This window comes from Rhizobium sp. BK650 (assembly GCF_014195325.1).
Classification (GTDB): Bacteria; Pseudomonadota; Alphaproteobacteria; order Rhizobiales; family Rhizobiaceae; genus Rhizobium.
This window is the reverse complement of record NZ_JACIBK010000003.1, coordinates 644217-665594: the sequence shown is the minus strand read 5'-3', so window position 1 is coordinate 665594 and position 21378 is coordinate 644217. Positions and strand designations below refer to the sequence as shown.

Annotated in this window: 23 protein-coding genes, 1 tRNA gene and 1 pseudogene; 15 read left to right on the top strand and 10 right to left on the bottom strand. The window is 59.1% G+C overall.

Going from position 1 to position 21378, the window contains the following annotated elements; translation table 11 throughout:
• Positions 1–60 precede the first annotated feature (60 nt).
• Positions 61–1467 carry an L-serine ammonia-lyase gene (locus FHX15_RS11475; RefSeq protein WP_184396947.1) on the bottom strand — a complete coding sequence of 469 codons (1407 nt, stop codon included), beginning with the start codon at positions 1465–1467 and terminating at the stop codon, positions 61–63.
• Between the two features lie 196 nt (positions 1468–1663).
• On the opposite strand from FHX15_RS11475, the gene FHX15_RS11470 reads away from it, so the two are divergent.
• Both FHX15_RS11470 and FHX15_RS11465 read left to right on the top strand, forming a co-directional pair.
• On the top strand, positions 1664–2431 hold the full coding sequence (locus tag FHX15_RS11470) for a DUF599 domain-containing protein (RefSeq protein ID WP_184397189.1): 768 nt from the start codon (positions 1664–1666) through the stop codon (positions 2429–2431).
• Complete coding sequence (locus FHX15_RS11465) at positions 2432–3454, top strand: heparan-alpha-glucosaminide N-acetyltransferase (protein ID WP_184396945.1); 1023 nt, start codon at positions 2432–2434, stop codon at positions 3452–3454.
• A 2-nt stretch (positions 3455–3456) separates the two neighbouring features.
• On the opposite strand, the gene FHX15_RS11460 is transcribed toward FHX15_RS11465, so the two are convergent.
• On the bottom strand, positions 3457–3849 hold the full coding sequence (locus tag FHX15_RS11460; RefSeq protein ID WP_184396943.1) for a MerR family DNA-binding transcriptional regulator: 393 nt from the start codon (positions 3847–3849) through the stop codon (positions 3457–3459).
• 64 nt (positions 3850–3913) lie between these two features.
• Positions 3914–5329, bottom strand: a complete 1416-nt coding sequence (gene mgtE / locus FHX15_RS11455; RefSeq protein WP_184396941.1) for a magnesium transporter — start codon at positions 5327–5329, stop codon at positions 3914–3916.
• Between the two features lie 243 nt (positions 5330–5572).
• Here mgtE and FHX15_RS11450 point away from each other — a divergent pair, with 243 nt between their 5' ends.
• The 12 genes from FHX15_RS11450 (at position 5573) to sugE (ending at position 15047) form a co-directional block, all read left to right on the top strand.
• Positions 5573–6067 (top strand): peptide deformylase, encoded by a 495-nt coding sequence (locus FHX15_RS11450; protein WP_184396939.1) that lies wholly within the window; start codon positions 5573–5575, stop codon positions 6065–6067.
• Positions 6068–6146: 79 nt separating this feature from the next.
• Positions 6147–6644, top strand: a complete 498-nt coding sequence (locus FHX15_RS11445; protein ID WP_184396937.1) for a BON domain-containing protein — start codon at positions 6147–6149, stop codon at positions 6642–6644.
• Between the two features lie 349 nt (positions 6645–6993).
• Positions 6994–7365 (top strand): hypothetical protein, encoded by a 372-nt coding sequence (locus FHX15_RS11440; protein ID WP_184396935.1) that lies wholly within the window; start codon positions 6994–6996, stop codon positions 7363–7365.
• A gap of 192 nt (positions 7366–7557) precedes the next feature.
• Positions 7558–7642: transfer RNA gene (locus FHX15_RS11435), tRNA-Leu, on the top strand.
• 193 nt (positions 7643–7835) lie between these two features.
• Positions 7836–8561 carry a lipoyl(octanoyl) transferase LipB gene (gene lipB, locus FHX15_RS11430; RefSeq protein WP_184396933.1) on the top strand — a complete coding sequence of 242 codons (726 nt, stop codon included), beginning with the start codon at positions 7836–7838 and terminating at the stop codon, positions 8559–8561.
• A 63-nt stretch (positions 8562–8624) separates the two neighbouring features.
• On the top strand, positions 8625–9551 hold the full coding sequence (locus tag FHX15_RS11425) for a DMT family transporter (protein WP_184396931.1): 927 nt from the start codon (positions 8625–8627) through the stop codon (positions 9549–9551).
• Positions 9552–9648: 97 nt separating this feature from the next.
• A complete protein-coding gene (locus FHX15_RS11420) occupies positions 9649–10350 on the top strand; it encodes a hypothetical protein (RefSeq protein ID WP_184396929.1) in 702 nt (233 codons plus the stop codon).
• Positions 10351–10423: 73 nt separating this feature from the next.
• On the top strand, positions 10424–12433 hold the full coding sequence (locus tag FHX15_RS11415) for an acetyl/propionyl/methylcrotonyl-CoA carboxylase subunit alpha (protein ID WP_184396927.1): 2010 nt from the start codon (positions 10424–10426) through the stop codon (positions 12431–12433).
• A 71-nt stretch (positions 12434–12504) separates the two neighbouring features.
• Positions 12505–13632, top strand: a complete 1128-nt coding sequence (locus FHX15_RS11410; RefSeq protein ID WP_184396925.1) for an S-(hydroxymethyl)glutathione dehydrogenase/class III alcohol dehydrogenase — start codon at positions 12505–12507, stop codon at positions 13630–13632.
• Positions 13632–14105: a GNAT family N-acetyltransferase gene (locus tag FHX15_RS11405; RefSeq protein ID WP_184396923.1), complete on the top strand. Its 474-nt coding sequence runs from the start codon at positions 13632–13634 to the stop codon at positions 14103–14105. Before FHX15_RS11410 ends, FHX15_RS11405 begins: the two co-directional genes overlap by 1 nt.
• A 10-nt stretch (positions 14106–14115) precedes the next feature.
• Positions 14116–14559, top strand: a complete 444-nt coding sequence (locus FHX15_RS11400; RefSeq protein ID WP_184396921.1) for a YaiI/YqxD family protein — start codon at positions 14116–14118, stop codon at positions 14557–14559.
• Positions 14560–14732: 173 nt separating this feature from the next.
• A complete protein-coding gene (gene sugE, locus FHX15_RS11395) occupies positions 14733–15047 on the top strand; it encodes a quaternary ammonium compound efflux SMR transporter SugE (RefSeq protein ID WP_184397186.1) in 315 nt (104 codons plus the stop codon).
• Positions 15048–15116: 69 nt separating this feature from the next.
• On the opposite strand, the gene FHX15_RS11390 is transcribed toward sugE, so the two are convergent.
• The 6 genes from FHX15_RS11390 to FHX15_RS11365 all read right to left on the bottom strand — a co-directional run bounded on the left by FHX15_RS11390 (position 15117) and on the right by FHX15_RS11365 (position 20229).
• A complete protein-coding gene (locus FHX15_RS11390) occupies positions 15117–15512 on the bottom strand; it encodes a DoxX family protein (RefSeq protein ID WP_184396919.1) in 396 nt (131 codons plus the stop codon).
• A 128-nt stretch (positions 15513–15640) separates the two neighbouring features.
• The gene (locus FHX15_RS11385; protein WP_184396917.1) at positions 15641–17173 is read right to left on the bottom strand and encodes an acyl-CoA carboxylase subunit beta; all 1533 of its coding nucleotides are present in this window, start codon (positions 17171–17173) and stop codon (positions 15641–15643) included.
• Between the two features lie 92 nt (positions 17174–17265).
• Positions 17266–17718 (bottom strand): hypothetical protein, encoded by a 453-nt coding sequence (locus tag FHX15_RS11380; protein ID WP_184396915.1) that lies wholly within the window; start codon positions 17716–17718, stop codon positions 17266–17268.
• 67 nt (positions 17719–17785) lie between these two features.
• A complete protein-coding gene (locus FHX15_RS11375) occupies positions 17786–18571 on the bottom strand; it encodes an ATP12 family chaperone protein (RefSeq protein WP_184396913.1) in 786 nt (261 codons plus the stop codon).
• Positions 18572–18580: 9 nt separating this feature from the next.
• A complete protein-coding gene (locus tag FHX15_RS11370; protein ID WP_184396911.1) occupies positions 18581–19234 on the bottom strand; it encodes an HAD-IA family hydrolase in 654 nt (217 codons plus the stop codon).
• Positions 19231–20229, bottom strand: coding sequence for an RluA family pseudouridine synthase (locus FHX15_RS11365; RefSeq protein WP_184396908.1), 999 nt, complete (start codon positions 20227–20229; stop codon positions 19231–19233). The genes FHX15_RS11370 and FHX15_RS11365 overlap by 4 nt, the downstream gene beginning before the upstream one ends.
• Before the next feature lie 344 nt (positions 20230–20573).
• Here FHX15_RS11365 and FHX15_RS11360 point away from each other — a divergent pair, with 344 nt between their 5' ends.
• The gene (locus tag FHX15_RS11360) at positions 20574–20837 is read left to right on the top strand and encodes a hypothetical protein (protein ID WP_184396906.1); all 264 of its coding nucleotides are present in this window, start codon (positions 20574–20576) and stop codon (positions 20835–20837) included.
• Between the two features lie 80 nt (positions 20838–20917).
• Here the strand turns inward: FHX15_RS11360 and FHX15_RS11355 are convergent.
• A pseudogene (locus FHX15_RS11355) lies at positions 20918–21373 on the bottom strand (copper chaperone PCu(A)C); the annotation flags it as partial.
• Positions 21374–21378: the final 5 nt, after the last annotated feature.

Here is a 21378-nt window from a genome sequence, read left to right as displayed (position 1 = left end):
GCGGTTTTACGATGACGACGTGCGCAAAACAAAGGGTTAAAGCGTCATACGTCCACAAACTCAACATTCGACGACGTTGACAGCGAGGCCGCCGGTCGAGGTTTCCTTATATTTCTCGCTCATGTCGTAGCCCGTCTGGCGCATCGTCTCGATACAGGCATCGAGCGGCACGAAATGTTGGCCATCGCCCTTCACTGCGAGCGAGGCTGCCGTGACCGCCTTGACTGCGCCCAGTGCATTGCGTTCGATGCAGGGAACCTGCACGAGGCCGGCGACCGGATCGCAGGTCATGCCGAGATGGTGTTCGAGCGCGATCTCGGCGGCATTCTCGATCTGCGCCGGCGTGCCGCCCATGACGGCTGCGAGACCGGCGGCTGCCATGGCGGCTGCCGAGCCGACTTCGCCCTGACAGCCGACTTCCGCGCCTGAAATCGAAGCATTGTGCTTGATGATGCCGCCGATTGCCGCGGCCGTCAGCAGATAGTCGTGGATGCCGTTCCGGTCCCAGTCCTCGTGGAAATGTTCGTAGTAGCGGATCGTCGCCGGAATGACGCCGGCCGCGCCATTGGTCGGCGCCGTCACCACCCGCCCGCCTGCGGCGTTCTCTTCGTTGACCGCCATCGCATAGACGCTTAGCCAGTCATTGGCGAGCAGCGGGTTGGCGCGGTTGCTGCGCCACTCCTCCTGCAGCTTGTCGTGAATATGCTTGGCGCGGCGCTTCACATTGAGGCCGCCGGGCATGATGCCCTCGACCTTCAGGCCCCGTTCGATACAGGAACGCATCGCTTCCCAGATGCGGTCGAGACCGGCGTCCAGTTCTTCGCGGCTGCGCTGGCTTTCTTCATTGGCGCGCTTCATCTGCGCGATCGACAGGCCGGAACGTTCGGCCATTTCCAGCATCTGCCTGGCGGTCGCGAAGGGATAAGGCACTTTATAATTACCCTGCGTCGCCTTTTTGCGCGCCCGCATCTGCTCCAATTCGGTATCGGTGACGACGAAGCCGCCGCCGACGGAATAATAGATGCGCTTAACGAGCAGCCGGCCGTCCTTGTCATAGGCGGAGAAGGTCATGCCGTTTGCGTGACCCGGCAGTGGCTGCTTCTTGTCGAAGATCAGGTCCGTCTTCGGCTGAAACTGATAGGCCGGATGTCCCTCGGGCGCGATATGGCCGCTTTTCTCCACCTGGTCGATGATGGCATCCATGCGGTCCGGATCGACCCTGTCGGGCGCCTCACCCATCAGACCGAGGATAACCGCCCTGCCCGTCCCGTGGCCGATGCCCGTATGGGCGAGCGAACCGTGCAGGCTGACTTTGATGGCGGCCACCTGTGCGCCTGTGGATGGACGCGGCCATTCGTTGGAAAGGATGAGATCAAGGAATCTGTTGGCAGCCGTCATCGGCCCCATCGTGTGAGAGCTCGACGGCCCGACACCGATCTTGAACACATCGAATACCGAGAGAAACATGAAGGCGCCTTTTAAACTTGACGATGCAGACTATCCGAGCCCGGTTCGGCATCCGCGTGGCGGACCGACATCGCCTTGAACCGGTGCGACATTCGAAGTGCGGCCACGTGCCAGTAATTCTCATCTTGCCGGTCATTGCAGCATTCGAACGCATCTGTAGAGTGGCCGCGTTTATACGGGAACTGACTCGCTGATGATGACGACGGCGGATTATATCGCGCTTGCCTTCTTTATCTTTATCTGGATGGGCTATTCGTGGCTGCTGCACGGCCAGACCTTCTTCGGGCGCACGAGCCTCACGCACGCCATGGCGGAGCGGCGTCGCGAATGGATATATAATTCCCTGCGCCGCGATCTGAAGATGATCGACACCCAGATCATGGCCGGGCTGCAGAACGGCACCGCCTTTTTCGCATCGACGTCCATCTTCGCGATCGGCAGCTGTTTTGCGTTGCTCGGTGCGACCGAAAAGGTGGATGCGGTCTTTGCCGATTTGCCTTTCGTCTTTCATAGCGGCCATGCGGCCTTTGAAATGAAGGTCGGTGGCCTGGCGGCTCTCTTCGGCTATGCGTTCTTCAAATTCGGTTGGTCCTATCGCCTTTTCAACTATTGCACCATTCTCTTCGGCGGTATTCCGATGGTGCATGACTCTGAGAAGGATATCATTGCTGCGGAGCGGGCGGCCGAGCGTGTCATCCGCATGAACGTCATCGCCGGCGGTCATTTCAACGAGGGCCTCAGGGCGATTTTCCTGTCGATCGGCTATCTCGGCTGGTTCATCAACCCCTATGTTTTTATGGGTACGACGGCCATTGTTGTTTTCGTCCTCACCCGCCGGCAATTTTTTTCGGAAGCCCGGCTCGCCATCATGGATGCGAATCCGCCGCCCAATCTGCACCTTTCCGTTGTTCAGCGCGACAAGCCGCCGACGAGTGACGGTGACGAATTGTCCGGGGGACTGTGAATGACATTGCTGACAACGCAAGCGACGGCTTACGAAAAAGCACCGCGTATCGGGCTCGTGGATACGGCGCGGGGCACAGCACTCATTGCCATGGCCACCTACCATTTCAGCTGGGACCTGGAGTTCATGGGTTATTTTCCGCCCGGGACAGCCGAGACCGGCTGGCTGAAGATCTATGCCCGGGCGATCGCCACCACCTTCCTCTTCATCGTCGGCGTCAGCCTCGTGCTTGCCAGCCGTCCGGAGATTCGCTGGCCATCCTTCTGGAAGCGTTTCGGGATGATCGCGGCTGCCGCCGCGGTGATCTCAGCCGCGACGCTTTATCTTGTGCCCGGAGAATGGATCTATTTCGGCATTCTGCACGCCATCGCGGCTCTGAGCCTGATCGGCGTGGTCTTCCTGCGCCTGCCTTTGCCGGTAACGCTGCTCGTCACGCTGGCACTGCTCGTCGGCTGGATAGCCGATACCTTCGTCATGCCGGGCGTACTCGATTCGCACCTTCTCGACCCGAAATATCTGGCCTGGCTCGGCTTTGCTGCGACGCCCGACCGGTCGAATGACTTTGTGCCGCTCTTCCCCTGGGCGACGCCCTTCTTCCTGGGCATGAGCCTTGCACGGCTGGCCTTCCGCACGAGCCTGCCGCATCGGCTCGCTGCATTTGGTACAGGCGGAACATGGTTTGCATGGCTCGGACGCCGCAGCCTCGCCTTCTACCTCATCCACCAGCCGGTGCTGATCGCCATCGCTTACGGCCTGACCTTCGTCATCGCGCCGCCGAAGCCGGATCCGGTCGCGACCTACCTGCGCCAGTGCAATACGTCGTGCACGGTCGAACAGGGCGAAGCGCTTTGCCGGAGCTTCTGCCAGTGCACACTCGATCAGTTGCAAGCGCAGCAGCTGTTTACCCCGTTTCAGGCAGGTGAGGTCAAGGCGGATGATGAGCGGATCATGGCTCTTGCCAGCGAGTGTAGCGCGAAGATCGAGCCGGCGCCGCAGTCTGAACCGCAGCCCCAGCCGCAATGATATCAGGTGGTAACGCCGATTTCTGCAAGACGACCGAGGCAGGCCTCTTCGATGTTGTCGAGCTCGGCGATCGTCTCGTCGATATCCTTGCGCTTCTGGCGCAGATCCTCGCGTTTTTCGTCGACACGCTTCATCAGAAGCTTGAGCTGGCCGAGTTCGCCCGGCGGCTCCTTGTAGACCTGAATGATTTCGCGAATCTCGGCAATGGTGAAGCCGATACGCCTGCCACGAAGGATCTCCTGAATGAGACGCCGATCAGCGGGACGGAACAGACGCGTGCGTCCGCGGCGCTCCGGCTGGATCAGCCCCTCATCTTCATAGAAGCGAAGCGTGCGCGTTGACACTCCGAATTCGCGCGTCAGCTCCGTTATGGTATAGTATTTGTTCAACAGCATTTCATCCCCGTCATCGAACCGGCATAATATTGACTTTTACGTAATAGTCAATTTCGGCATCTGTTCAGATACCGAACCACCATGTCGCGATGCCAAGAAAGGCGAAGAAACCTGTGCAATCGGTCACGGTCGTGACGAAGACTGACGAGGCGATCGCCGGGTCCGCCCCCATCTTGTCGAGCAACAGCGGCAGCAGGATGCCCGCAAGAGCAGCGGCCATCAGATTGATGATCATCGCCGCGCCGATGACAACCCCAAGCTGGTAGTTGTGGAACCACGTGCCGGCGATCGCGCCGAGCAGCATGGCAAACAGGATGCCGTTCAGAATGCCGACGCCAGCCTCTCTTCGGATGATGCGGCCGGCATTGTAGATATCGAGGTCGCGTGTCGCGAGCGCACGTACCGTCACGGTCATCGTCTGCGTGCCGGCATTACCGCCCATGGAGGCGACGATCGGCATCAGTACCGCTAGCGCAATCATCTTCTCGATCGAGCCGTCGAAGAGGCCAATGACACTGGCGGACAACATTGCTGTGCCGAGATTGATCAGAAGCCAGAGGAAGCGCGAGCGCACCGTCGAGATCACATTGTCGGACAGCTCTTCGTCGCCGACGCCACCGAGTCGTTTGATATCCTCATCCGCTTCTTCATGGATCACGTCGACCACGTCGTCGATAGTGAGCACGCCGACCAGCCGTTCGTTCTCGTCGACGACGGCTGCGGAAAGAAGGTCGTATTGTTCGAAGAGCTGGGCGGCCTCTTCCTGGTCCATCTCGGCGGGGATAGGATGGTTCGTTTCCCGCATAATGGCTTCGATCTTCGTCTGCCGCTTGGTGCGAAGGATCTGGTCGAGATCGACTGCACCGAGCAGTTTGAAGGTCGGGTCGATGACGAAGATCTGCGAAAAGGAGTACGGCAGGTCTTCTTCGTCGCGCATGTAGTCGATGGTCTGTCCGACTGTCCAAAATGGCGGCACAGCGACGAATTCCGTCTGCATACGGCGGCCGGCCGAGCTTTCGGGGTAATCAAGAGCGCGGCGAAGGCGGACCCGCTCCGTGAACGGCAGCTGCGCAAGGATCTCTTCGCGGTCTTCCTGGTCCAGGTCTTCCAGAATGTAGACGGCGTCATCCGAATCCAGTTCTCCGATGGCCGCCGCGATCTGCTCGTTCGGGAGCTGGTCGACGATCTCTCTGCGGATCGTCTCGTCCACTTCCGTCAGCGCCGTCATATCGAAATCGTCGCCGAGCAGGCGCACCAGTGCCAGGCGCTGATCCGGCTGGAGCGATTCCAGGAGGTCGCCTATTTCGGATTCGTGCAGGCGCGCGACGTTCTGGCGAAGAAACAGTGTATCGCGGTCGGCAATCGCGGCACCAAGGCGTGCCAGGAAATCGCTGCGCACATTGCCGTCTTCGTTATAGATATCGACGTCTTCGTCTGCCGGACGTTTGCGATTGCGGTCTTCGGTGTCGGTCGTCGTCATATGCCGCCCTCGCATCCCTATTTGATTTCAAAGACTATCGAGCCGCATTCGAAAATGTCGGCCGAAAATGCATTGTCAACAAGCGGATAAGCGAATTCCACGCGGCCCTTGCGCGGCCGGAATCGCTGATCGATCTGCTAGCGGAAAGCGCCTCTGCCGTAAAGCGCAAACCCGTCCCATCTGATGACAATGCCTGTGGTCGGCTATAGTTTCCGCTGCTATCTGTCGAAAGGAAGCTTTGCTGTGCCGATCCGCCCGATTCTCCGTTATCCGCATCCTGGCTTGAAGACAGTCTGCGCACCGGTAACTTCATTCGATTCGGCCCTGTCGGACCTTGCCGACGACCTGCTGCAGACGATGCGCGCCGCGCCTGGCGTCGGCATCACTGCTGCCCATATCGGCGTCTTCGAGCGGCTGACGGTGCTGGAACTCGACAAGGCCGATGGCGTGCGCATCTATGCCAATCCCGAGATTACATGGTTTTCCGGCGAGACAATGGTTCACGTGGAGGGCAGCGTCTCCATGCCGGGCGCGACGGATGAGGTAACGAGACCAAAAGCGATCCGCTTCTGCTATCAGGATATGAGAGGCCATCGGCACGAAGAAGACGCCTCCGGCTTCCTCGCCATCTGTATCCAGCACGAGGTCGACCAACTCGACGGCGTTTTCTGGCTGCAGCGGCTGTCCCGGTTGAAGCGGGATCGACTGATCCGGAAATGGGAAAAGGCGAAAAGCTGAAGACATAGCTACTATCGGCGAACCAACAGCATCCTTCCGGCGTTTGCCTTGCAGAATGAAAAGCTGGAAGGAGACGGCAATGCCCGGAAACAAAGACAAGTCCTCGCGTTCCCGCGAAGAGGACTATCGCGACTTCGAGGAACGCAATCTGGACGATGGCTGGCCCTACGCCGACGGCAGCGGCGCGAAGGCTGCGGACAGCGAAAACCGAGCTTATGGCGAAACCTCGGCCAATTTCGATCGCGACCGCAATAGCGGTTTCCGCATCGACGGAACGGACGAGGACGGCAATGAAAATCGCCTGAAGGATTCGCTCCAACCGGATACGATTGACCGCGATGAAAGCGACGAGCTCGAAGCCCGCGTGCATGACAATCTGGAAAATATACCCGATGTGGATATCAACAGTGTCGAAGTTCATGCCAATGGCCACATCGTGACGCTGGAGGGTTCCGTCGAGACGATCGGCATCGCGCGCAAAGTCGAACTTAGTGCCTTGTCTGTGGACGGTGTCCATCATGTTCGAAACCGCCTGGAGGTGACCGGCGTCGATGCCCATATTCCGAATGAGGATTGAGGCAAATTCCGAATGAGGATTGAGGCAAAACACGAAATTGCCACATTCTAAGGCCGGGAAGCGTCCTGCTTTCCGGCTTCGAGGTCTCTAAAGTTAAAAATAGTTAATCAATTAAAGATTGCAGATTTGTAACCTTGGCGAAAGTGTCGAAATCTCAGGGTATTAACTCGCCGGCTAAAGTCACCAACTCCTCAAGAATATTGACAAATATGTGATTTCATTTGGACAAAACGCCGCAAGCTGTCTGCCATCCTTCTCACAAAATCGCCCTATTTAGGGCGCCGACTTGCTTTTGCCGAGGGTGGGTTTTGCGTTGTTGAATTCAACAACAGATTGAGGAGATAGACCCATGCACATGAAATTCGCGGTCGCCGCCGCCCTCTTTGCCACCAGCATGGCAAGTGCCGCTTTTGCACAGCCGAAATATACGGACGACTATTCCAACAACGGCGATGGCCTCTACCAGACACCGGTCGCCCCGTCGAAACCCGTTCACTATCCGGCTCATGTGACGCCCCCGGCCTATTCCAGCGACTATACGAATGACAGCGATGGTTTCGCGCCGTCGGCGATGGCCAAGCCTGCGAAGGTCGATACTACCGCAACTGCCAGCATCAAGCCGCTGCCGGATTGCCACAGCATGATCGGCCCCAAGGGCTCCCACCAAAAAGGCGCCGATAGCGGTGCAACCCGCACCGAAGCATGCCGCGCAACACATTGACTGATCGGAAAAGGGCCGGCTTCCGGCCCTTTTCTCTTGGGAATTCCGATTTTCCCTTGCAAATTCAATGTCCCGTGGGGGGTCGTACACACCTCCGACAGGCTTTTAAAAAAAACTGTCATATCGCGCTTGTGTCCGTCTGAGGCTTTTGCTACATGCTGCCTCGCCGACGCAAATCGGCCCTACCACGATGCGGTCGTGGCGGAATTGGTAGACGCGCAGCGTTGAGGTCGCTGTGGGGCAACCCGTGGAAGTTCGAGTCTTCTCGACCGCACCAAGAAACCCGCTTCGGCGGGTTTTTTCTTTTCAAAACTAAGGTGTTGCCTCGGTAGCGATCATTGGCGGGCGTGTCGCGACAATGGATCCCTCCTGTATTTGGCGATAGGGCATTTGAATAGCACTTCGCCCGAGTCCATATAGAAGCCCGCGCCTCGCTTTCATTTCTCTGCGTGAGGGCGCCAAGGACTGCCATGCTACGCACCGATCTCGATTTCTCCATGCTCCCGAAACTCGGCTCTCACCCCGTGCGCTGGCGCATCTCGGATGGACTCGTTCCCTATGAGGGAGCGGTGGAGACGATGGAGCGGGAAGTGGCCGATATCGCCGAAGGCGGTGACGAGCTCGTCTGGCTGCTGGAACACCCGCCGCTTTATACGGCCGGCACTAGCGCCGATGCGAAGGATCTCGTCCAGCCGGATCGCTTTCCAGTTTTTGCCACCGGCCGCGGCGGCGAATATACCTACCATGGTCCTGGCCAGCGCGTCGCCTATGTCATGCTCGATCTGAAGCGCCGGAGGCAGGATGTGCGCGCCTTCGTGGCCGCCCTCGAAGAGGTCATCATCCGCACGCTGGATTCGATGAATGTGCGTGGCGAGCGCCGCGAGGATCGCGTCGGCGTCTGGGTCCGACGACCGGAAAGACCAATTCTGCCCGATGGCACAATGGCGGAAGACAAGATCGCCGCCCTCGGCATCCGCTTGCGTAAATGGGTGACCTTCCATGGCTTGTCGCTGAACGTTGATCCAGATCTCGATCATTTCAACGGCATCGTGCCCTGCGGCATCTCGGCCTATGGTGTCACCAGCCTCGTCGATCTCGGTCTGCTGGTGACGATGGCTGATGCCGATATTCGCCTGCGCGCCGCTTTCGAAGAAGTCTTCGGGCAAACTGTCAACGAGAGAGCGCACTGTCCCTGATTGCTGGCCTTGATCCGCTGAATGTCCTGTGGTTGATGACATCACCCGCAAAAAGCAGCCGTCATGTCCGAATCTCCCTCCACCCAGAATCCGCTCCAGGGCATGGCCATCATGGCCGGCGCCATGGCCATCCTGCCGACGATGGATGCGATTGCCAAATATATGGCGACCTTCGAGGGCATGTCGCCGGGGCAGGTAACTTTTTACCGCTTCTTCTTCCAGCTCGTCTGCACTCTGCCGATCCTTTTTGCCTTGTTCGGCATGCAGGCGATGTCGGCCAAGCGTCCGTGGATGAATCTTCTGCGTGGCGCGCTGCATGGCGCAGCCAGCCTGCTCTTCTTCGTCGCGGTTAAATACATGCCGCTCGCCGATGTCTTCGCCATATATTTCGTCGAGCCTTTCATGCTGACGGCGCTCTCGGCGCTGTTTCTGGGCGACAAGGTCGGCTGGCGGCGTTGGATGGCGATCGTCGTCGGCTTCGGGGGCGCCATGATCGTCATCCAGCCGAGCTATGAGATTTTCGGCCTGAAGGCGCTGCTGCCGGTCTTCTGCGCTTTCCTCTTCTCACTTTATTTGTTCCTGAACCGTGCCATTGGCGTGGCGGATTCGCCGCTCACGATGCAAACCATGTCCGGCATTGGCGGTACGATCTTCATGGCGGGCGCACTGTTTGTCGGAAGCAGTCTCGGCAGTGCCGACTTCACGCCCTCCCTACCCGCCTCGTGGCTCGGCCTTGTCCTGCTGCTGATCCTTGGGACGATTTCGGGCTATGCACACATGCTGGTCGTTAAGGCTTTCCGGTTGGCGCCGCTCTCGTTGTTGGCACCGTTCCAATATTTCGAAATCATCTCGGCAACCGTACTGGGTTACGCCCTGTTCGGCGATTTCCCCAATGTCTCCAAATGGATCGGCATCGCGATCATTGTCGCGTCCGGCCTTTTCATCATCTGGCGCGAGCGGGTGCAGGCGCGATCATTAAAATCCGCGTGAAATGCCGCATCCGCAGTTAACCCTGCTTCTTGAGAGATCTTCAATTCGGGATCGATAGAACCAATTCCGGCTTCATGAGGAAGTCTGGAGATAAAACATGAGTGAGTTCCGTCTCGCTTTTCCGGCATGCGTCATCGCCGGGAAGCATCGGCTGACGGCCGAAGACATTGTTCTGTTGCGCAAACACACCTTTCCGGAGGGAATCCGGACTTCCGATCATGTCGTGGTGATGTTGGCGCTCAATAATTCCTGCCCAGAAAAATGCTCCGAATGGAACACGTTCTTCGTTGAACAGCTGGCAGGCTTCATCGTTGACTACACCTATCCTCAGGGCTCGCTGGACGAGATCAATGTCGCGTGGATCATGCGCATGTTCACAACTGACGGCGTCGTCAATTCCGCCCTCGAGCTCGAGCTCATCCTGCATGTCATGGAACTGTCCGCCTACGTCCCCGACGAACTTCGGGCGCTGGCGCTCGACCAACTGCGCCTGGCGCTGTCTGAGGATATCGGCGGCTACAGGCTGACCCGTGCCGCCGACCGCAAGAGCATCACGCGGCAGGACGTGGAGTATGTCATGAGGGTTCTAAGAAGCGTCAGCGAAGGTGGCATCATTGGGATCTCGCCGGTCGAATACGGCGTCCTGCAACGCATCGAGGCGGCAACCCAGCCCAACACCAATCATCAGCGCTGGGGGGAGATCATGGCCGCGATCGAACTCAGAGATTATGCCCAGCCGAGGCGAAGCCGCTGGTTGCGCATCATCGACGAAGAACCTTTTGCTGTCGCAGTTGCATGATTCTTCAACCCAATTGTGCGTTCCGGCTTTTTATGCGTAAAACTCCGGAACGCATTTCCTGGGTGGAGTCTCGATGTTCAAGAAAATCCTGATCGCGAATCGCGGCGAGATTGCCTGCCGCGTGATCAAAACCGCGCGCCGCATGGGCATTGCCACCGTTGCGGTCTATTCCGATGCGGATCGGGATGCGCTGCATGTCGAGATGGCCGATGAGGCAATCCATATTGGCCCGGCACCCGCTGCCGAAAGTTATCTCGTCGCCGACAAGATCATAGCAGCCTGCAAGCAGACCGGCGCCGAAGCCGTGCATCCCGGCTATGGCTTCCTGTCGGAACGCGCCTCCTTTTGTGAGGCGCTGGAGAAGGAAGGCATCATCTTCATCGGCCCGAAGCCCAAGGCGATCACGGCAATGGGCGACAAGATCGAATCGAAGAAATTTGCCAACGCCGCGAGGGTTTCGACCGTGCCCGGCTATCTCGGTGTGATCGAAGATGCTGTTCATGCCGAAAAGATCGCCGCCGAAATCGGCTATCCCGTGATGATCAAGGCATCGGCCGGCGGTGGCGGCAAGGGCATGCGCATTGCCTGGAATGAGGCGGAAGTGCGTGATGGTTTTGACCGGGCCCGCTCGGAAGCTAAAAGCTCCTTCGGCGACGACCGTGTCTTCATCGAGAAATATGTCGTCGATCCGCGCCATATCGAAATCCAGGTTCTGGCGGATGCGCACGGCAATGTCGTCTACCTCGGCGAGCGTGAATGTTCCATCCAGAGGCGAAATCAGAAAGTCGCCGAGGAAGCGCCCTCGCCCTTCCTTGACGAGAAGACGCGCGCCGCCATGGGCGAACAGTCAGTGGCGCTGGCAAAGGCCGTCGACTACCAGAGCGCCGGCACGGTGGAATTCATCGTCGACCGCGACCGTAATTTCTATTTCCTGGAAATGAACACCCGCCTGCAGGTCGAGCATCCGGTGACGGAGCTGGTGACCGGCATCGACCTTGTCGAGCAGATGATCCGCGTCGCTGCCGGCGAAAAGCTGCCCTTCGTTCAGAAGGACATCAGGCTGAATGGCTGGGCGATCGAGAGCCGCCTCTATGCGGAAGATCCCTATCGCAACTTCCTGCCCTCGATCGGCCGGTTGACGCGCTACCGCCCGCCGGCGGAAGGCCGCGACGGCGATGTGATCATCCGCAACGATACCGGCGTCTTCGAAGGCGCCGAAATCTCGATGTATTACGACCCGATGATCGCCAAGCTCTGCACTTGGGCGCCGAGCCGCCTGCAGGCTGTGGAGGCCATGGGCCAGGCGCTCGATGCTTTCGTCGTCGATGGCATCGAACATAACGTTCCCTTCCTCTCGGCGCTGATGAAACATCCGCGCTGGCGCGAAGGTCGTCTCTCCACCGGCTTTATCGCGGAGGAATATCCGGACGGTTTTGCGCCAATGGCGCCCGATGGCTCGGAAGAAGCAGTCCTTGCTGCGATCGCGCTGTCCTGCTCCCTCATCGATACTGTGAGGCGTGAAGGTTTCGCCGATCGCCTGCGCCACTCGATTGGCCCGCTGCGTGAAGAATGGATCGTCAAGCTCGGCAGCAGCTATGTGCCGGTGAAGCTGGTCGATGGCCTCGTCACCATTCCTTTCGAGATGGAAATGGAAGTCGGCGGCCGCGCGGAAACCGTTATCACCGACTGGAGACCCGGGGATACGGTCTGGCACGGCAGGATCGCCAGCCGACAGGTAACGGCGCAGATCCGTCCGATCCTGAATGGTCTGCGCATCGACTGGCAGGGCCTGTCGGTCAAGGCGCGTGTCTTTACGCCTCGTCATGCCGAGCTTGATCGCCTGATGCCCGTCAAGTTGCCGCCGGACACTTCCAAGCTCTTGCTCTGCCCCATGCCCGGCCTCGTCGTCTCGATTGCGGTCGGCGAAGGTCAGGAGGTCAAAGCCGGCGAAACGCTTGCCGTCGTCGAAGCTATGAAGATGGAAAACGTGCTGCGCGCCGAGCGCGACCTCGTTGTCGGCAAGATCAAGGCCGCCCCCGGCGAGAGCCTCGCCGTCGATGCCGTCATCATGGAATTCGCCTGAGGTTTTTTCCCCTTGAGCCCTCCTCGCGGAGCGTGCAAGAGTCGCGCTCACAAATCACGAGGAGATCTAAGATGGATGTTCGCGCCGCCGTTGCCGTTCAGGCAGGAAAACCGCTCGAGGTTATGACCGTTCAGCTCGAAGGCCCGAAGGCCGGCGAAGTGCTGATCGAGGTCAAGGCGACGGGCATCTGCCACACCGACGATTTCACCCTGTCAGGTGCCGATCCGGAAGGTCTCTTCCCGGCGATTCTCGGTCATGAAGGTGCCGGCATCGTCGTCGATGTTGGTCCGGGCGTCACTTCGGTGAAGAAGGGCGACCACGTCATTCCGCTCTACACGCCGGAATGCCGCGAATGCCCGTCCTGCCTGTCGCGCAAAACCAATCTCTGCACGGCGATCCGTTCGACGCAGGGTCAGGGCCTCATGCCGGACGGAACCTCGCGTTTCTCGATCGGCAAGGACAAGATCCACCACTATATGGGCTGCTCGACCTTCGCCAATTACACAGTTCTGCCGGAGATAGCCGTCGCCAAGGTCAATCCGGACGCCCCCTTCGACAAGATCTGCTACATCGGTTGCGGTGTCACGACCGGCATCGGCGCCGTTATCAACACGGCCAAGGTCGAGATCGGTGCCACGGCCATCGTCTTCGGCCTCGGCGGCATCGGCCTCAACGTTATTCAAGGCCTGAAACTTGCCGGCGCCGACATGATCATCGGCGTCGACTTGAACAACGACAAGAAGGCATGGGGCGAACGCTTCGGTATGACGCATTTCGTCAATCCGTCCGAAGTCGGATCCGATATCGTTCCCTACCTCGTCAACATGACCAAGCGCGGCGCAGACCAGATCGGCGGCGCCGACTACACATTCGACTGCACGGGCAACACCAAGGTCATGCGTCAGGCGCTGGAAGCCAGCCACCGCGGCTGGGGCAAGTCTGTCATCATCGGCGTTGCCGGTGCCGGCCAGGAAATCTCCACCCGTCCGTTCCAGCTCGTCACCGGCCGCACCTGGATGGGCACGGCCTTCGGCGGCGCCCGCGGCCGCACCGACGTGCCGAAGATCGTCGACTGGTACATGGAGGGTAAGATCCAGATCGATCCGATGATCACCCACACCATGCCGCTCGAAAAGATCAACGAAGGCTTCGAGCTCATGCATTCCGGCAAGAGCATCCGCAGCGTGGTCCTCTATTAATGGCTGCTGTTGCCTATACGGCCGATCTCAAGGGTCTCGATGAGCTCTCCGCGCGGGAGCTCTACGATCTCCTGAGAATGCGGGTCGATGTCTTCGTCGTCGAGCAGAACTGCCCCTATCCGGAACTCGACGGCAAGGATATCGACGCCCTGCACCTGCGGCTCATGGAGCGAGGAGAACTTCTGGCCTCCGTCCGCATTCTGAAGCCGCACGATCTGCGCGATCCCGTTAAGATCGGTCGTGTCGTCGTCTCGCCTGCTCATCGCGGCAAGCGCCTTGGCGACGCATTGATGAAAGAATCGATCGCCGCCTGTGAAAAGCTCTTTCAGGCAAATCCCATCGCGCTTTCCGCACAGGCGCATCTGCGACGCTTCTACGAATCCTTCGGTTTCGCCAAAACCTCGGAGGAATATCTGGAGGACGGCATTCCCCATATCGATATGATTCGTCAGCTGGCCACTCAGCCGGTCTGAGGATATGACCATGATCTATGTTGATGCCGATGCCTGCCCGGTCAAACCTGAAATCCTGAAAGTGGCTGAGCGCCTTGGCATCGAAGTGACTTTCGTCGCCAATTCCGGCCTGCGCCCGTCCCGCGATCCGATGGTCCGCAACGTCATCGTCTCCAATGCCTTCGACGCCGCCGACAACTGGATTGCAGACCATGCCGGCCCTGCGGATGTCGTAGTGACTGCAGACGTGCCCCTTGCGGTCCGCTGCGTGGCCAAAGGTTCTTTCGTCACCGGCCCGACAGGCCGCGTCTTCGATGAAACCAATATCGGCATGGCAAGCGCCATGCGCGATCTCGGCGCGCATCTTCGCGAGACAGGTGAGAGCAAGGGCTATAACGCTGCTTTCAGCCCGAAGGATCGTTCGCGTTTCCTCGAGACCTTCGACCGTCTCTGCCGCAGGGCGAAGAACGCCTGACCCCAGGGCCGAACCAAACGGAAATCGGGTGGCATGGCAGCTATGCCAATTCCTAGCTTGAAGTGAGCCGTTCCCTCGTACATATGACGTATGACGCAGACGACTGCGGCACTCGGGCTTGCCCGGGTCGCAAAAGTCGCGGGGACGGCCTCGCTCTTAACAAGGAGAATATGATGGCCTGGTTCCTGCTTTTTCTCGCTGGCCTTTTTGAATGCGGTTGGGCAATCGGTCTGAAATATACCGATGGCTTTACCCGTCCGATACCGACGGTTCTCACAGTGACTTCAATGGTGGTGAGCGTCGTGCTGCTCGGGCTTGGCCTCAAAAGCCTGCCGATCGGCACCGCTTACGCGATCTGGACCGGTATTGGCACGGTTGGCACCGTGCTGCTTGGCATCTGGCTTCTGGGCGACGCGGCAAACGCCTCTCGTCTGATCTGCATTGTGCTGATCGTCGCCGGCATTGCCGGCCTCAAAATGACGGCCTGAAAAAGAAATATTTGAAATGAAGAAGAGGCTGCGGGCGACAACCCGCAGCCCTTTTGTGTCCAAAATGCTTTAAGCCGCCGCGTTTCTGTTATCGACAGACCACGCACCGGCGCCGGCAAAGAATAGATAGAGGAAAACGAAGCAGAACAGGATCGCAGCGTCACCCTGATTGAGAGCCGGGAAGAAGCTGCGCGGCGAATGCGCCATGAAATAGGCGATCGCCATTTCGCCGGCCAGCAGGAATGCCACAGGCCGCGTTGCGAAACCGATTAGCACCAGGATGCCGCCGACCAGTTCCAGCAATCCCGCAATCAGGAACAGCATGGGCAGCGGGCCATCGCCCTGGGCAGCTGGGAAGCCGAAAAGTTTCATCATGCCGTGCTCGATGAACAGAAGCGCGGTCATAATTCTGAGAGCGGCCAGACCATAGGGGCGGTAGGCAGACAGACGCTCGAAAGTTGACATTAGGTCTCTCCTAAAGGGTGTACTGCCGAGCGTTACCGAGTCTTTAAGAGGGATTGAAGACACGGTTTGCTGACGGGCGTTCACAACTTCGACAGTAGAAAAACACCTTAAGAGCCTGTTTTATTCGATCAGAGCGGAATGTTGTCATGCTTCTTCCAAGGATTGCTGAGATCCTTGTTCTTCAGCATCTTCAGCCCTCGCGCCAGCCGCCGTCGTGTCGAATGCGGCATGATCACCTCGTCGATATAGCCGCGCTCGGCTGCGACAAAGGGCGACAGGAAGCGATCCTCGTACATCTTCGTATATGTGGCGATCTTTTCGGGATCGGCGATGTCCTTGCGGAAGATGATCTCCACCGCGCCCTTGGCGCCCATGACAGCGATCTGCGCCGTCGGCCAGGCATAGTTCAGGTCACCGCGCAGATGTTTCGAGGCCATCACGTCGTAAGCGCCGCCGAAAGCCTTGCGCGTGATGACCGTCAGCTTCGGCACAGTCGCCTCGGCATAGGCGAAGAGCAGCTTCGCCCCATGCTTGATGAGCCCGCCATATTCCTGTGCCGTGCCCGGCAGGAAGCCCGGCACATCCACGAAGGTGACGATCGGAATGTTGAAGCAGTCGCAGAAGCGCACGAAGCGAGCAGCTTTCCGCGAAGCGTCGCTGTCCAGCACCCCGGCAAGCACCATCGGCTGGTTGGCGACGAAGCCGACCGTAGAGCCTTCGACGCGCCCGAAGCCGCAGACGATGTTTTTGGCAAAGCTTGCCTGGATCTCGAAGAAATCCCCCTCGTCCGCCACTTTCTGGATCAGCTCCTTGATATCGTAGGGCTTGTTGGCATTGGCAGGGATCAGCGTATCCAGAGAATTATCGACATCTGTCACCGACTGGTAACATTCGATCTCCGGTATCGGCGACGTGTTCGACTGCGGCAGGAAGTCGACGAGCCGGCGCACCTGCAGGAGCGTATCGACATCATTGTCATAGGCGCCGTCGGCAATTGAGGAGCGCGTCGTATGAACGGTCGCACCGCCAAGTTCCTCCGAGGTCACCGTCTCGTTGGTAACGGTCTTCACGACGTCAGGTCCCGTCACGAACATGTAGGACGTGTCGCGCACCATGAAGATGAAATCCGTCATCGCGGGCGAATAGACGTCGCCGCCCGCACAAGGCCCCATGATGACGGAGATCTGAGGAATGACGCCGGAAGCCAGCACATTGCGCTGGAAGACCTCGGCATAACCGCCGAGTGCTGCCACACCTTCCTGAATACGCGCCCCGCCCGCATCATAAATGCCAATGATCGGCGCGCGATTCTTCAGCGCCATATCCTGCACCTTGATGATCTTCTCGGCATGCGCCTCGGAAAGCGAGCCGCCGAAGACTGTAAAATCCTTGGCGAAGACGAAGACGGTGCGGCCGTTGACCGTCCCCCAGCCCGTCACCACGCCATCGCCGGCAATGCGGCTCTTGTCCATGCCGAAATCGGTGGAGCGATGCTCCACGAACATGTCGAACTCCTCGAAGGAGCCTTCGTCGAGAAACAGGTCGATGCGCTCGCGCGCCGTCAGCTTGCCGCGCTGGTGCTGCGCATCGATACGCGCCTGCCCGCCGCCGAGACGGGCAACATCACGACGGCGTTCGAGCTCTTCCAGAATGTCCTTCATGATCTCCCCTCGCCGTTTTCTGCGGTCATGTAGCAATTCCAGCAAAAGTGCGCATCGGTTTTGCGTCCGGAACTGCGTGGAAAAGAATAAAGCTATCTTCCGCTGAGTGCGAAGGCGGAGCGGATGCGCGCCGCTATATCTTCCGCCAGAATGTCATCTGCCAGATGAGGATCGGCGGTCAAGCTGGTGACTTCGAAGGAGGTAACGGCGATCACCGATCCGTCCTCCACGGACGCGGCATCGACGCTGACCTTCGCGACGTTGCGGTCCTTCTGGAAGCCGAGCCCCTTCTGGACGGACACGATACGGATCGTCAGCACCACACGCGGCAATTCGGTCGTGCGGACTGTTGCACGGATGGCGGTGTTGACGCGGTCGTTGATGCCAGCCAGCAGCTCTGCCGACATGGTCGCGCTCGACAGCACGACGGCACTGCGCACGTCATAGATGGGCTTTTCCTGCTTCTTCGGCATAAGGCTGGCGCAGGCCGTCAGCGCCACGCAAACAAGCGCTATCAGGCAAAATCTCGACCTCAGCCAATTCATTCCAATTCCCGCATATCCCCGTCCGGAGTCGCAGATTTCGTCATAAAGCCCATCAAAGCAATATGATTCAGGCCCTTAGCGCGAAAAAAACATCCGTTGCTGCTTTGAAATCCTCAAAACGCTTGGCACGGCGCTGTTCGGCTTCTTCATCGCTTCCCCAGTGCTCGATGGTCCAGTCTTCGTCGAGATGGGCGAGCGACCAGGCTTCCTCAGGTGTGATCTGCCCTTCTGCGATCGCCAGCGCCAGAAGCGCCGAACCGGTCAGCGTTGTCACCGTATGGAGAGCTGCAAGTTCGAGCGCGCTATCGTGCCGGCGCAACGCCGAACCGAAGGCGGCGATCGCCTCGCGCGGCTGCTCGTGATGCATGACGCCTTCGACGAGGATGAAGCGCGCGCCGAGATCGGCCGCAGCCCAGTCGAGTATCGGATCCCAGCAGTCGGTCTGGCGCTTCACCAGTTCTTGCGGACTCTCGGCGCGGTAACAGAGCAAATCGCTCGAAGAGAAGCGCAGGATGTCTTCGAACACGGCCTGCGTATCGGTGGCGACACCATCGATTGCCGTGTTGACGAGGCGTGTGACCGGCATCAGCGACGGGTCGATCACCTCGGCCTGCGCGTCCCACTCCGCGGCAGCGAGTTTCGCCAGCGCTTCGCTCGGCACGGCTAAGATCTGGCGGGCCGGTGTGCGCACGAGTTTGCCATCCAGCTCGATAGCAAAACCGTCTTGGTGCGCCGCCACGGAAACCGTCTTATAGAAGCGCTTCGGCAACGGCTTCTTCATCTGGATCTGCGCGCGGCGAATCGGATCGGGATGGCTCAGGTCTTCGGAAAGGTCGTTCAGCAGGTCGCGCATGGGCTCACCTCAGGAAAAATGGCGCAATATCTCGTTCGGATGGTAGGCGATCGCATCGGCGCCGTTGGCGATCAGCTCATCCACGCTGGCATAGCCCCAGGCAACGCCGATCGCCTTGGCGCCGGCAGCCTTTGCCATCTGCATATCGTAAACCGCGTCACCAATGACAATGGCATCGGCGGCATTCATGCCGGTTTCGTCGCAGCATTCGCTCACCATGGCCGGATGCGGTTTGGAGGGGCAATCGTCGGCGGTGCGCGCGACGATGAAATGCTTGTCGAAGCTATGCGTCTCCATGACAAGCTTCAGTCCGCGCCGGGATTTGCCGGTCACGGCACCGATCAGCAGATCCTCGCGCCCGCTGATCGCATCGATCATTTCGCGGATGCCCGGGAAAAGCGGCTCCCGGTAATCGAGATCCTGGCGCACGACCGTAAACAGCGATTTGTAATGTGCCGTCATGTCGATATCTTCTTGCTCGACATGCGGCTTGCCCTGCATGCGGGCAATCGCGATATCGAGCGTCAGGCCGATAATTGCCTTGGTGTCTTCGAACCGGGGTTCCGGCTTGCCGAATTTCGCAAACGTGCGGCGCATGGTTTCGTGGATCAGCCCGGCACTGTCAACCAGCGTGCCGTCGCAATCAAAAAGCGCAAGCTTCATTCTTCGTCATCCAGGATGGGGGCTGAGTTTTCGTCGAAGCCGAGCAGGTTCCAGCTCTGCACCATATGCGGCGGCAAAGGGGCCGTTACCCGCAGGCGCCCGCCGGAGGGGTGCGGAATATCGATATGGCGCGCATGCAGGTGCAGACGCTTTTGGATGCCGCCGGGAAAATCCCAGTTCGGATCCTCGTCGAAATATTTGGGATCGCCGATGATCGGATGGCCGATATGCAGCGCATGGACGCGAAGCTGGTGTGTGCGGCCCGTATAGGGTTCCATCTCCAGCCAGGCGAGACGCTGAGCCGCCGTCTCCACAATGCGGTAATAAGACACTGCATGATCCGCACCATCCTCGCCGTGTTTGGCAATCCGCATGCGGTCGCCATCCATGGTTTGCTCCTTGACGAGCCAGGTTGAGATCTTGTCTTCGCGCTTTCGCGGTACGCCCTTGACCAGCGACCAGTAGGTCTTCTTGGTATCGCGCTCGCGGAAGGCGGCTGTCAGCTTCTGGGCAGCGCCACGGGTGCGGGCAATGACGAGCACGCCCGATGTATCGCGATCGAGGCGGTGGACGAGACGAGGCTTCTCACCCTTCGGGCTCGTCCAGGCCTCCAGCATCTGGTCGATATGGCGCGCCACACCCGAGCCGCCCTGCACGGCGAGGCCGGCCGGCTTGTTGAGCACGATCACCTTCTCGTCCTCATGCAGCACCATGCGCGACAGGAGTTCGAAGTCACCGGAATGCTTCAGATCCTTCCCGGCGATCGGCCCGGACTTGACCTTCGCATCAACATCGAGCGGCGGCACACGCACCATTTGGCCGGGCTGCACACGAGCATCCGATTTGACACGGCCGCCATCGACACGGACCTGGCCGGAGCGCAGGAGTTTCTGCAATGGACCGAAGCCGAGTCCCGGATAGTGGATCTTGAACCAGCGGTCGAGCCGCATGCCCGCTTCATCGGGCTCCACCTTGATGTGTTCTATGCCTGCCATGGAGTTCTTTCGGAAAATGCGGGCGCTATCAAAGGCAGCGCCTCTCTTGCCGCTGCCTTTAGAGCATTTTTCAGAAAACGGAAATCGGAATCGAGATCAGAGGGATACGCGCGTCAGACCGGACAGCCATGACGGTAGCCATCCGTATGAGACGCGACGGCTGACATATATTGCAGAAGCGAACCGACATGCCGTGGACCGCGACAAGAACAGCCTGGGCCGTGTGTCCGGTTTTGTTGGGTTCCGCTCCGATCTCAATCGCATCTATGGAATTCTTATCATCCGTTAAAATGCCGATGATTTTCTTAAGCCGAACGCGAAGGTTGGACCGGTATGAGGGCCGAATGACGCAGCTTGGTTCCATATCTGCAAGCACTGCCGCCCTAGCCTTCGAGTCCCTGCGCATTCCTCAGCGCGTGGCGACCGGTACGGCTGCGCGCGATGCCCGCAAGCTCGCAGAACGCCAGCTCAATCAGAGCGGCGAGGATCCAGAAGACGGTGCCAGCGTCATCCAAAGCACTGAAGTTGCGCTTGATCTGATGACCAAGGGCTTTCGCCAGCCGCAGGCGGGCTTGAAACAGGCGCTGCAGTCTTATGAGGATGTGTGAAATTTAAGTTTTGCTGGGAGGAGCAAGGCCCGCGATTTGATCGCGGGCCTCTGTTTTTCAGCGCTTATTGTTTTCAGCGCTTATTTGCCCTGTGCCGACAGCACGTTCAGTACCAGATCCACCTTTCCGGCCTTTTCAAAGGTGAGTGTGACCGGCACCTTGTCGCCCTGCTTGAAGGGCGTCTTCACCTTCTGGAACATCAGGTGCAGATTGCCGGGGGCAAGCTCGACGGTCTGGCCGGCTGGAATAATGATCCCATCCTTGAGCTGGCGCATCTTCATGACATTGCCCTGCATGGCCATTTCGTGGATTTGCACTTCGCCTGAAGTCGGCGAGGTAACGGAGACCAGGCGATCGTCGGTCGAGCCATTGTTCTTCACCGTGAAGCCGCCGCCGCCGACTGGTTGGCCGGGCAGCATCGCCTTGGCAAAAGCGCCGGAGATTTCGAGATCGCCGAGTTTCACCAAGTCGCCACCCATGGCCATGTTCATGGAGCCCATGTTGCCCATGTCCATACCCTGCATGTTGTGATGATCCTGGG